Source organism: Breznakia sp. PF5-3, assembly GCF_029504745.1.
Classification (GTDB): Bacteria; Bacillota_I; Bacilli_A; order Erysipelotrichales; family Erysipelotrichaceae; genus Breznakia.
Map to the genome: position 1 here is coordinate 1 of NZ_JAQFIQ010000062.1, position 11,045 is coordinate 11,045.

The 11,045-nt window shown below is 33.3% G+C and carries 14 protein-coding genes; 1 reads left to right on the plus strand and 13 read right to left on the minus strand.

What is annotated here, in order from left to right; translation table 11 throughout:
* Positions 1-154: 154 nt before the first annotated feature.
* From M2475_RS10820 to M2475_RS10850, 7 genes are all read right to left on the minus strand, one after another.
* Positions 155-478 carry a TfoX/Sxy family protein gene (locus M2475_RS10820; RefSeq protein WP_277491520.1) on the minus strand — a complete coding sequence of 108 codons (324 nt, stop codon included), beginning with the start codon at positions 476-478 and terminating at the stop codon, positions 155-157.
* On the minus strand, positions 475-834 hold the full coding sequence (locus tag M2475_RS10825) for a VOC family protein (RefSeq protein ID WP_277491522.1): 360 nt from the start codon (positions 832-834) through the stop codon (positions 475-477). Before M2475_RS10825 ends, M2475_RS10820 begins: the two co-directional genes overlap by 4 nt.
* Before the next feature lie 63 nt (positions 835-897).
* A complete protein-coding gene (locus M2475_RS10830) occupies positions 898-1,704 on the minus strand; it encodes an AraC family transcriptional regulator (protein WP_277491523.1) in 807 nt (268 codons plus the stop codon).
* 41 nt (positions 1,705-1,745) lie between these two features.
* The gene (locus M2475_RS10835) at positions 1,746-2,099 is read right to left on the minus strand and encodes a VOC family protein (protein ID WP_277491524.1); all 354 of its coding nucleotides are present in this window, start codon (positions 2,097-2,099) and stop codon (positions 1,746-1,748) included.
* A gap of 96 nt (positions 2,100-2,195) precedes the next feature.
* A complete protein-coding gene (locus M2475_RS10840) occupies positions 2,196-3,140 on the minus strand; it encodes a Gfo/Idh/MocA family oxidoreductase (protein ID WP_277491525.1) in 945 nt (314 codons plus the stop codon).
* Positions 3,141-3,178: 38 nt separating this feature from the next.
* Positions 3,179-3,307, minus strand: a complete 129-nt coding sequence (locus M2475_RS10845) for an LPXTG cell wall anchor domain-containing protein (protein WP_277491526.1) — start codon at positions 3,305-3,307, stop codon at positions 3,179-3,181.
* 11 nt (positions 3,308-3,318) lie between these two features.
* Entirely contained in the window at positions 3,319-4,533 is a 1,215-nt protein-coding gene (locus M2475_RS10850) for an HD domain-containing protein (RefSeq protein ID WP_277491527.1), read from the minus strand.
* A gap of 80 nt (positions 4,534-4,613) precedes the next feature.
* On the opposite strand from M2475_RS10850, the gene M2475_RS10855 reads away from it, so the two are divergent.
* Positions 4,614-5,627: a Gfo/Idh/MocA family oxidoreductase gene (locus M2475_RS10855; RefSeq protein ID WP_277491528.1), complete on the plus strand. Its 1,014-nt coding sequence runs from the start codon at positions 4,614-4,616 to the stop codon at positions 5,625-5,627.
* 18 nt (positions 5,628-5,645) lie between these two features.
* On the opposite strand, the gene M2475_RS10860 is transcribed toward M2475_RS10855, so the two are convergent.
* The 6 genes from M2475_RS10860 to ispF form a co-directional block, all read right to left on the minus strand.
* Positions 5,646-5,876, minus strand: coding sequence for a hypothetical protein (locus M2475_RS10860; protein WP_277491529.1), 231 nt, complete (start codon positions 5,874-5,876; stop codon positions 5,646-5,648).
* Between the two features lie 129 nt (positions 5,877-6,005).
* Positions 6,006-7,367, minus strand: a complete 1,362-nt coding sequence (locus M2475_RS10865) for a hypothetical protein (protein WP_277491530.1) — start codon at positions 7,365-7,367, stop codon at positions 6,006-6,008.
* Positions 7,368-7,373: 6 nt separating this feature from the next.
* Positions 7,374-7,916: a GNAT family protein gene (locus M2475_RS10870; RefSeq protein ID WP_277491531.1), complete on the minus strand. Its 543-nt coding sequence runs from the start codon at positions 7,914-7,916 to the stop codon at positions 7,374-7,376.
* A gap of 11 nt (positions 7,917-7,927) precedes the next feature.
* Positions 7,928-8,938, minus strand: coding sequence for an ATP-dependent Clp protease proteolytic subunit (locus M2475_RS10875; protein WP_277491532.1), 1,011 nt, complete (start codon positions 8,936-8,938; stop codon positions 7,928-7,930).
* 30 nt (positions 8,939-8,968) lie between these two features.
* The gene (gltX, locus tag M2475_RS10880; protein WP_277491533.1) at positions 8,969-10,402 is read right to left on the minus strand and encodes a glutamate--tRNA ligase; all 1,434 of its coding nucleotides are present in this window, start codon (positions 10,400-10,402) and stop codon (positions 8,969-8,971) included.
* Positions 10,403-10,885 (minus strand): 2-C-methyl-D-erythritol 2,4-cyclodiphosphate synthase, encoded by a 483-nt coding sequence (gene ispF, locus M2475_RS10885; protein WP_277491534.1) that lies wholly within the window; start codon positions 10,883-10,885, stop codon positions 10,403-10,405.
* Positions 10,886-11,045 lie beyond the last annotated feature (160 nt).

Below are 11,045 nucleotides of genomic sequence, written 5' to 3' on the forward strand. Positions count from 1 at the left end.
CTTTGTATAATTGTATCTTCTGTTCTCTTAGTAACTTCGACATATAAAAATGCACCTCCTTTTATTTGGGTGTCCAAATAACGGGGTGCACTTCATTTTGTGACTGCTTTTTCTATAAATCAAAAAATCTCTAACTTTCATTGAAGCTATATAATTAACTTTTTTTGCGTTTTGGTTTTGGCTCAGGTAATTCCTTATATGTTGCCATAACAATTTCACTTAACTTCTGATGATTTTCTATATTCTCAATTAAGAAATGTGGTTTTGCCCCTTGATATGGTATTTCTTCAATTACTTCATCAAGCAATGCCTCTGCTTTTTTAGTCTTTTTTAAAAACAATTGATCATCACAGATTAAACCAATATATTTTTTATCGCAATAAACACCATATTCACCAAACATTCGTTTATATTCTATTACTCCAGCATCTGCCATTTGTTCACAAACATATTCAACAAACTCTAACTTTGAACTCATACATCCTCCAATATCATAATGTGATTTCCATCTGGATCATCAAGACGAAGTTCTCTTCCTCCCCAAGACATAAGTTCTGGTTTTGCTAATGATACACCTTTGGCAACCAATTCAGCATAGGTTTCATCTAAACCATCACTCATAAAGACAAATGTTGGATGCCCCTCATAGGCACCCCATTTTGCTTCATCCCAGATACAGATTGTTGTTACATCTTTTCCAAATCCTAAAGTTGCTCCATCATAATTTCCATATCCTTCAAAAACAATTGGTAAGCCTAACGTCTCATGGTAAAACATTACCAATCCTTTGGTATCCAATGTTGAAATGTTTATGCATTGTAATTTTTTAATCATATAATTTCCTCCATGTTTTCATCATATCGTGAAATTTTTTATTTGTATTGTAAAAAATGGACATCATTCTTTAAATTTATAAAGTTCATTATAAAACTCTTGCTCATTAGAAAGATACGTTGTTGGATTCACTCCACATATTTCTTTAAATATCTTATTATAATGTGCATGATCATACATACCAAAATCATCAAGATTAAGATTTTTACCATCCTTTTGCATTTTTTGAAGCATATAATTTATTCTTGATATTTTAAGATATTGTTTTGCACTCATTCCAATAAAAGTATTGCATAATCGATACAATTGTCGCTCACTAATCGATAATCTTTCACTCATTTTTTTAACTGTAATGTTCCCATGATGTTCATTAGCAATTTCAATAAACTTCTTACAAGTCATATTTTGATCTTGGCTTTTCATAAGTACTATCAAATACTGTTCTAATGGTTCTAAAATTGCTTCTATATCCTTACTTTGCATTGGTAGGGTTTGTAGAAAATGATGCAATGTTACATCAACTTGTTCTACCTTTAATTCCTTATCTAATAGTTCATGCATATCTTGATAAAGTAAATGATAAAGTCCTTGTGGTAAAAACTCAACAAAAAAACGTCGTTCTACCAACTCAACATCAAAAGGCACTTCTACAACTTTTGTCGTAGCTCCCCAAAGATACCATGCTTGCTTATCATCTTTATCCATGTAAATCAAACAACCACTCGCATCTGGAATTAAGGTTAACGTTTCAATATCCGTATTATTCACTGTTTTATCTACAAGTGTATAATGGGCAATATAAGGTTTTAGTGCTTCGCATGGTTCAATGATTAATGCTGTATTCATTCTTGTAGTTTTATGTTTTTCCATAATCTTATTATATAAGAAAACTGTAGCAAAGCTACAGTCTTTTATTCCAATATTATAATATGATTTCCATCAGGATCATCAAAATTAAGTTCACGACCTCCCCAACTTTTATCAACTGGTGGTTCAATAGGATATCCTTTGGCTATTATTTCTTTATAAGTAGTCTGTAAATCATCGCAACAAAATACTAGCGTTGCATATCCATCTGACTTTCCCCAAGTGTGTTCATTCCAAATACAAATGGTAGGCGCCTTCTTGATGAATCCTAAATTCGTACCATCATTGTTACCAAATCCAGCAAACAAAATAGGAATACCAAGGATTTCATGGTAAAATTTCACCAACGCTTTTGGGTCTTTACTCATTACATTAACACATACGAATTCACTAATCATGGTGTTCTCCTGTAAGTTCGTTATAATATGCGATGAATCGTTATACCCTTTCTTCCAATATAATTATAGTATATAAGTAATTATTTTTACACTGATTTACCCAGCTTTTAAAACAATACTTAAGATGTCCATACTTTCCTTTTCGCCTAGGATAGGGCTTTCAAAAAGCCCTTGTTTAATGCAGTTAATCGCATGTTCAATCTCACCTTTAAAATCACTAACCTTATCTACCTCGATAACCTCTTTGGTTTGATCATTATAGGTGATTTCAGCGATATTGTTTTTCCAAAAATGTTTGGTCTTTATATACCCTTTTGTACCATAGATAAACCCATTATTTTCACTAAGTGATATCCAACTTGAGCAAAAGGTTGCAATCACACCATTTGTATACGTAACAAGTCCTTTCGCATAAATATCACAACCGGTTTCTCCATAAACCTTTTCAACATGCACATCCTTAATATCTGCTGCTGCAAAATAATTTAAATAACAAATTGGATATACACCAATATCAAACGCACAACCACCAAATTCTTTACTATATACCCAGTGCGAATGATCTGGGTTATCCACATACATCGTACTACTATAAGTACCATCAATGGATACAATATCACCTATCTTACCAGCTTTAATAAGCTGCATTATTTTTTGATTCAAAGGAGTAAAAATTGTCTTTTCGGCTTCCATCAAGAACACTTGTTTTTCTCTAGCCTTCGCAAACAATGCTTTTACTTCTGCTTTTGTAGCTACCATTGGCTTCTCACATAACACATGTTTTCCATGATCTATACAAAGCATAATCTGTTCATAATGAAAACGATTCACCGTTGCAATATAAATAAGATCAACCGCTTTATCTTCTACAAGTGATTGATAATCCCCATATGCTTTCTGTGCACCATATTTTTCTTGATAACGTTTTGCTTTTCCAATATCTCTAGCTGCTACAGCATAAAGCTGTGCATCATCTGCTTCTAAAATACCTTGAATAATACGATCTGCGATATTACCCAATCCAAGTACTGCTACGTTCATATGTTCCTCCTATAATGAAAAAAGCCCTCATGGGCTGATTATTCTTTATTCTTTCTTTTACGTACAAAATATAAAATTAAAAGAATGACTACAACAACCGCTGCAGCTGCAAAAATTATTAAATACATGTCACGATTCGTAGTATCTCCTGCAATTAATAAATCCATATTGACCTCCTTTATATTAGTTTTGGAAAAAAGATTTTACACTCTTTTTTCGTATCCCCTTTTACTAAGGATTGCACAATTACACTCTTTGTCGAAAGTTCTGCAATCTTTTTATCATCACCTAGTACCCAGATTACATGCCCGCGTTTTTCACCATATGGTTGATATGGACTCTGTGATGTTGTATCCATTATACAATAATATGATAAATCATATCCACTTTTTTTGACTTCTTCTTGAATTCGTTGTTCATCTTCTGGTTTATGTACATCTTCATATTCAAACAATTTACGATTCAATAAACGATTCGCTAAATCTGCCGCAATTTGATCATCAATTTTCGTCAATTGACTAATTCCATAAAGTGCCGCATTTTCATCTAAATAGAAATGATCATATATAGTTGGTTCTCCATCCAAAAAAGGTAAAAACATCGTTAAATGTTTAATCTTATCAAAATCATTATGATATAAATAACGCATCCGTTCAAAAATCTTTTGTAGTACAATCTCATAACTTCTACATACTGGATGATAGTATACCTGCCAATACATGTGGTAACGTGCCATAATATAATCTTCTACACTATGGATACCACTCTCTTTCACCAGTAATTTTCCATCTTTTACTCGAATCGTACGCAAAATCCGCTCAAGATCAAACGCCCCATAACTTGTACCCGTAAAATATGCATCACGCAATAAATAATCCATTCGATCTGCATCCAATTGTCCTGATACAATCTGATTTAATAACTCATTTGGATATGTATAACGAATAATTCCAGCAATAATTTCAGGAAGGTTTTCATCAACCTTCGCCAATACATCATGAATCTCACTATTACCTAAAATAATCCGTGATGAGAATGTCTCATGAGAAATATCACAAATGCTTTCAAATGCATGGGAAAAAGGAAAATGTCCAATATCATGTAGAAGTCCAGCAATCATTACATATACTTTTTCTTTTTCATCTAAGGTTTCGCGAAGATCTTTCACTTCACTAACCATACGTCGCACTACTTCATAAACCCCTAAAGAGTGGGAAAAACGTGAATGCTCTGCTGTATGGTATACTTGGAAGTCTCCACCAAGTTGATGAATCCTTCTTAAACGTTGAAATTCTTTGGTATCGATTAAATCCCAGATAATCTTCAAATCAATATGAATATATCCATGAATTACATCTCTCATTACCTTTGGTTCTTCCGTTTTTGTAAGCATTTCATCACTCCTTGTCCACTTTTAGTATATCATGAAATATCCTTCTATGTTATAGTATATATGGAAATGAGGTGTCTAATATGAGAGTTGGAACAATCGGAACAGGTACAATTGTAAACCGTTTTATTCAAGCGATGAAGATGGTTGATAATGTAACTTTAGAAGCTGTATATTCAAGAAGTGAAGCGAAAGCAAAAGCCTTTGCTCAAGAGCATAATGTGGAAAAATGTTATAGTGATTTAGATGCAATGTTGGAAGATCCAAATATTGATACTATTTATATTGCATCCCCAAATAGTTTACATTTCCCACAAGCACTCAAAGCCTTAGAAGCTGGAAAACATGTTATTGATGAAAAACCATTTACTTCTACTTTAGAAGAATGTGATATTCTTATTAATAAAGCAAAAGAAAAAAAGCTTTTCCTATTTGAAGCTATCACAACAATTCATCTACCAAACTATAAAATAATTAAAGATGCATTACCAAAATTAGGTGATATTCATTTATTGACAGCAAACTTTTCACAGTTTTCTTCACGTTATGGAAAGTATAAAAACCATGAACAAACAAATGCATTCGATCCTAAGTTTTCAGGCGGTGCTTTAATGGATATTAATATTTATAATCTTCATTTTGCAATTGGTCTATTTGGAAAACCTAACACATATACATATTATCCAAACATTGGATACAATGGTATTGACACCAGTGGCGTTATGATTTTACGTTATGATACATTTACTGCTACTCTCATTGGCGCAAAAGATTCATCAAGTGAATACTTATGTTTTGTCCAAGGAGACAAATCTAGCATTAAAGTCAGTGGTTCTTCTACTGGTGGTTGTAAAGATGTTACACTGGTTCCATTAAAAGGAGACCAGATTGATGTAACCAACCCTATTGATCAAAGCCAAAACATCGGTATTGAACAAGTTATGCACATGATGTATGAAGTAGAAGCCTTCGAAACTATCATTCGTAGTGAAAATTATGATGAATGTTATCGATTATTAGATCATACAAGAAATGTAATGGATGTAATGTACCACGCTCGTAAAGATGCTGGTATTATCTTTGCAGCAGATAAATAACACTGGAAATTCCCAGTGTTATTTTTTTATTTTGGCAGGCTCATCTACTTGGATACGCCCATCATATTTACTAAGATCAAGTACAACAATAAGTCCATCTTCATTCTCTTCAACATTTGCTATTTGTGAATCATCACTTTGATTTACCAAGCACTTCATGCACTCTTCACCACTTGGGGTTTCATTACTTGTACTCATTACAATTGCCGTAAGCAATAAAAGTAAGGTAATTGATTTTTGATATTGCATTTTCTTTCTCCTTCATCCTTCTCTACTATATATACGTTTGATAAAGCTAAAAAGTCCCACACAAATAAAAACCTATTCTACCAGTAAAAAAGGATTACTTCCTGCAAGGCAGGAAATAATCCTTATCTTTTATTGACGTTCATAAATAATTAGTGAAATTTTACCTTCTTCATTTATCTCAATATTTAATCGTTCATCTTTATCTAAATCTCCATAATAAGAATAACTTCGATGTACATCTGAAGTATACTTATTTGAAAACTCTGGATAAGCTTTATTCAATTCTGCTTCTGTCTTACCAAGACGAATACCGCCAGGTAATTCAAGATCAATATCTGCAGAGATATCATCATCTATTTGAATACTACTTATCTTACATTCTGCTAACTTCTTCTTACTATCACTTTCATTGTAAAAGGATAAGATAATCGTTTGTTTTTTATCATTGGTAGCCTCTACCCAATATTCACTTCCCTTTGCAGCAACCGTAGTATTTTTTAAGGTATCTTCAGAAACAGTAAACCCCATTGCTTCTAAGTCACTATAACTCAAAGGTAATTTATAATTTTTTCCTTGATAGGTAAATTCAAAACGATTCCAATCACCTTTAGGATTGTCAACTCCATCTTCATAGTTTCCACTATAATCATCACTTGATACATCAAATTTTTCTGGTACATCAATGGCTTTCACTTTGTCATAGTTTGAATGTGTCAGTGTTATTTTAAATTCCTCAAAAGACATTTCAAAATCCATGTCTCCATATAATTCACTATCATTCATACTCTTCATTATTTCTTCTGAGAATGAAGTGAAATCCATTTCTAAGCTTGCTGGTAGTCCACTATCTTTATAAAATTGCATTTTAACCACAAAATCAATTTCACTAAAATCACTACCACTAAACATGCTCATCATGGAAGCTGTCTCCTCATCATCTTCCATCATATCTAATGCTTTTTGGATTGTTTCCCCATCAACTGTAGCTTCGACAACATTTGTCTTTTTCCCATCAACTTCGCCACTACCATCTGTTTCTAGCTTATCAGCAGTCTTCATAGCTTCTAATAATTCTACAGAATTAAATGCAAGCATTTGCTTTGATTCTTCAAATGACCATGAATCTGCTTCTCCAGATTTTGAATATTGCACATATTTTCCATCTTCCTTAAATGCATATATTTCCATTTTGTCACTTTCACTCACTCCCATTGTTTCTATTTGCATCGTTCCCTTAACATGTGCAACTTCCTCTTTTACTAAATGATCGAGTGATAAATCTGCATCAAATAATCCATTGATTGTTGAGCCTCCAGATTTCATATTCATATCCAAAATAATTTTTAAATTGGTATTATAAGATTCTACCTTTTTCAATTCCTTAATTGCTTCATCAATAATCTCTGCTGCATCTTCTTTTGAAGACCCACAACCACTCATGCATCCTACTAATAGCACCAGGACCATTAGACCTCTCATTATTTTTTTCATACTTCACTATTTCCTCTCAGCTTCTTTTCTTTTTTGATAATCTTCTTTACTCATAGAGTATAATACATCATCCAACACGACTCCATCATAGCGTTTGCTAGATTGATGTTGATAGCCTTCATAAACAAAGCCTAGTTTCTCAATAACCGCTTTGCTCCCCTCATTGTATGCATAATGATAAACACTAATGCGCTCATATCCTTTGTTTTCAAACGCATCTTCTAATACGATATTACTAGCTTCTGTAGCATAACCATTTCGCCAATATGCTTTTCCAATCCAATATCCAAGCATTTTCACATCTGGATTTTCACGTTTTGGATCTGGTACTAATCCCACAGCTCCAATTATCTTGCTATCTTCCTTCAAGATAATAGCATATTGCTCTGATTTCATAAAAATGTTTTCAATTACTTCTTTCGACATTTCCACAGATGTATGTTTTTCCCAACCTGCATTGATTCCTACTTCCTCATCTTTTGCAAGTTGATAAAGTGCTTCTGCATCATCCAAAGAAAATGGACGAAGTAATAGACGTTCACTTTCCATATAATTCTCCTCTATGACATATATACGATACTATGCTCCATACTACCCTCTTTAATTTCGTTTTTATGCCAATAACTTTCATCATTAAGCACTTGCCAACGACGTTCTTCTTTTAAATATGACCAATCTTTATCATTTTGGAAATACAATTGAATTTCTTTTGCTTCCAAAATATTCAAAATTTGATTGTCATGATAATTAAATTCATCAAAGTCGGTAAATGCTTTATTTCCCATTTGTGAATACAAATTATTCAAATCAAGTAATAAATCATGAATATCTTGATCCATTGATTCTGCACTCAATCCCAACTCTTGTACTTCTTTTAGGACAATTGGGTAAGAGTGTGAAGGATAATCATTATTTAACTTTTCACTAATGATTTTACACTTCTCTTTATCACTTACGTGATAAGATAAAATCTCTGTACAAATTTTCACTGATAACGAACTTGAACGATCAAGTGCACCAATTACAAGCGGATGTACATATTTATACAATTCTTGATAATGATTTACCTGACTATCATGTTCATCTTCTTTCCACAATTTTGTAATTCGTTTAATTTCATCATGAGCAATTCTAACCTTTTGATTATTCACTGTATCCAATGGTGATAAACGATGTACTGTTGATGAATCAATTGGTGTCAAATAAGCAAGTGGCCCCATTTGAATATTATCTGCTCCTAGTGCCATAAGTGTTGCCGAAGAAGCTGATTCAAGAGGAATCAATGCAACTACATTTTTATTATAGTTACGAATAATATTTACAATCCTTAAAGATGATTCCACATCTCCACCTTTTGACTTAATAAATAGTGCTACTTTTTCATTCTTACCAATCTTATTAAACAATTCATAAAATGCCAACACATCATTTCCACAAACCCCACCATTATAAGAGTTCCAATATACTACTAATGGCATCCCTAACTTCGCTTCTAATTGTGCAATGATTTGTTGTGTTTCATTAAACAACACTGGTGGTTGTTTAATTTTCACATTCTTATTTTCATCCATGTTGTCCCCTCCTTATCATTTATATTTTATTTAACTTAAACGCATCATTACTTTTTCTTTTCCAAGCAATTCAATCGTTTGCGTTAAATCTGGACCATGTTCTTGTGCCGTAATGCTAACTCTTAATCCCATGAACAAAGGTTTCCCTTTAATCCCTGTCGCTTTTTGAGTCGCTTTAAATGCCGCTTTAATATGTTCTTGTGTCCATTCATCAACTTGTTCAAGCTGTTCTTTAAATGCTGCCTTCACAATTGGTGTTGTTTCCCAACTCATCACTTCTTTTCCTTCATCATCTAACGTATAGTCATCTTTAAAGAATAACGATGCCAAAGAAGCAATTTCTTTTCCATATGACATTTGATCATGATAAAGTGAAATCAACTTAATAATCCACTCTTCACTATATGATGATAAATCATATGCAGCTTCCAAAAATGGACGTGCCAATGTTACTACATCTTCTAGTGGTAAAGCTTTCATATAACGATTATTTACCCATGTAAGTTTATTTTTATCAAACATACTTGGTGATTTTGATAAACGTTTCTCATCAAAGATTTTAATCAACTCTGCTTTTGAGAAAATTTCTTCTTCTCCTTCAGGAGACCAACCTAATAAAGATAGAAAATTAAACATCGCTTCTGGTATATAACCTTCTTCTTTATATTGAGAAACAAATTGCATGATACTTTCATCACGTTTGCTTAATTTCTTGTGTTGTTCATTAACAATCAATGTCATATGTCCATAAGTTGGGGCATCAAACCCTAACATTTCATAAATCATCAACTGCTTAGGTGTATTTGATAAATGCTCTTCTCCACGGAACACATGTGTGATTCCCATTCGATGATCATCAATTGTAACAGCAAAATTATACGTTGGAATTCCATTTGATTTCACAATTACCCAATCCCCAATATCTTTTGATTCAAAAGATACTTCTCCACGAATCATATCTTTAAATACATATGTTTTATTTTCTGGAACCTTCACACGAATTGTATATGGTAACCCTTGTGCTTCTTTCGCTGCAACTTCTTCAGCACTTAAGTTTGCACAGGTACGATTGTACATTGGTGCAACACCCAATTTCTCTTGGCGTTCTTTTTCTGCCGCCAATTCTTCTGGTGTACAAAAACATTTGTATGCCAATCCCTTAGCTAATAGTTCATCCACATATTTTTTATAAATATCCAATGCTTCCATCTGACGATATGGTCCACACTCTGGATTTGGATGTTGTGGAGATTCATCAGGAACAATCCCTAACCAAGCAAGGTTTTCCAATTGCGAAGCTTCTCCACCTTCTATATTTCTTTCAATATCTGTATCTTCCAAACGAAAGATAAAATCTCCATCATAATGCTTTGCGAACAAGTAATTAAATAACGCTGTTCTAGCACCTCCAATATGTAAGTGTCCAGTTGGACTTGGTGCATATCTTACTCTAACTTTATTCATTTAACCATTTCTCCTTCTTAATAATGTAACGCATTGACATACAACACCTTCTTTACGACCAACAAAACCAATCTTCTCTCCACGCGTTGCCTTAATGCTTACATTGCTAGCTTCTGTCTTTAAAACTTTACTGATATTTGAGCACATCGCTTTTATGTGAGGAGCCATCTTAGGCTCTTCAATTAAAATCAATGCATCGATATTTTGAATTTCATACTCTTTGGCTTCCATCTTTTTTACAACTTCACTTAAAATCTCGATAGATGAGCGATCCTTGTTTGAAGCATCCGTGTCAGGGAAATGCGTTCCTAGATCCCCTAAAGCCAAAGCCCCTAATATGGATTCTGCAATTGCATGACATAATGCATCGCCATCCGAGTGTGCCTCAACACCAAAACAAGCTTTGATGTTCACTCCTCCAAGGGTAATAACATCACCTTCACAAAACCGATGAATATCTGTAGATTGTCCGATTCTATACATATATGCTCCTTTATATAGTCCTTTACATTATAGCATGTTTACCATATCCCTAAAAGGTGACAATGATAATCGAGTAGGAGGTAACTGATTAATTCAGTTACCGACCTCTCACACCACCGTACGTACGGTTCCGTATACGGCGGTTCAGTATATTTTAACG

Excerpts from the sequence above, each read along its gene's own strand:
- M2475_RS10830 (WP_277491523.1), bottom strand. The coding sequence starts at position 1,704 with ATGGAAAAACATAAAACTACAAGAATGAATACAGCATTAATCATTGAA.
- gltX (WP_277491533.1), bottom strand. The coding sequence starts at position 10,402 with ATGAATAAAGTTAGAGTAAGATATGCACCAAGTCCAACTGGACACTTA.
- M2475_RS10850 (WP_277491527.1), bottom strand. The coding sequence starts at position 4,533 with ATGCTTACAAAAACGGAAGAACCAAAGGTAATGAGAGATGTAATTCAT.
- M2475_RS10865 (WP_277491530.1), bottom strand. The coding sequence starts at position 7,367 with ATGAAAAAAATAATGAGAGGTCTAATGGTCCTGGTGCTATTAGTAGGA.
- M2475_RS10840 (WP_277491525.1), bottom strand. The coding sequence starts at position 3,140 with ATGAACGTAGCAGTACTTGGATTGGGTAATATCGCAGATCGTATTATT.
- M2475_RS10875 (WP_277491532.1), bottom strand. The coding sequence starts at position 8,938 with ATGGATGAAAATAAGAATGTGAAAATTAAACAACCACCAGTGTTGTTT.
- M2475_RS10820 (WP_277491520.1), bottom strand. The coding sequence starts at position 478 with ATGAGTTCAAAGTTAGAGTTTGTTGAATATGTTTGTGAACAAATGGCA.
- M2475_RS10845 (WP_277491526.1), bottom strand. The coding sequence starts at position 3,307 with ATGGATTTATTAATTGCAGGAGATACTACGAATCGTGACATGTATTTA.
- M2475_RS10860 (WP_277491529.1), bottom strand. The coding sequence starts at position 5,876 with ATGCAATATCAAAAATCAATTACCTTACTTTTATTGCTTACGGCAATT.
- M2475_RS10825 (WP_277491522.1), bottom strand. The coding sequence starts at position 834 with ATGATTAAAAAATTACAATGCATAAACATTTCAACATTGGATACCAAA.
- M2475_RS10835 (WP_277491524.1), bottom strand. The coding sequence starts at position 2,099 with ATGATTAGTGAATTCGTATGTGTTAATGTAATGAGTAAAGACCCAAAA.
- M2475_RS10870 (WP_277491531.1), bottom strand. The coding sequence starts at position 7,916 with ATGGAAAGTGAACGTCTATTACTTCGTCCATTTTCTTTGGATGATGCA.
- M2475_RS10855 (WP_277491528.1), top strand. The coding sequence starts at position 4,614 with ATGAGAGTTGGAACAATCGGAACAGGTACAATTGTAAACCGTTTTATT.
- ispF (WP_277491534.1), bottom strand. The coding sequence starts at position 10,885 with ATGTATAGAATCGGACAATCTACAGATATTCATCGGTTTTGTGAAGGT.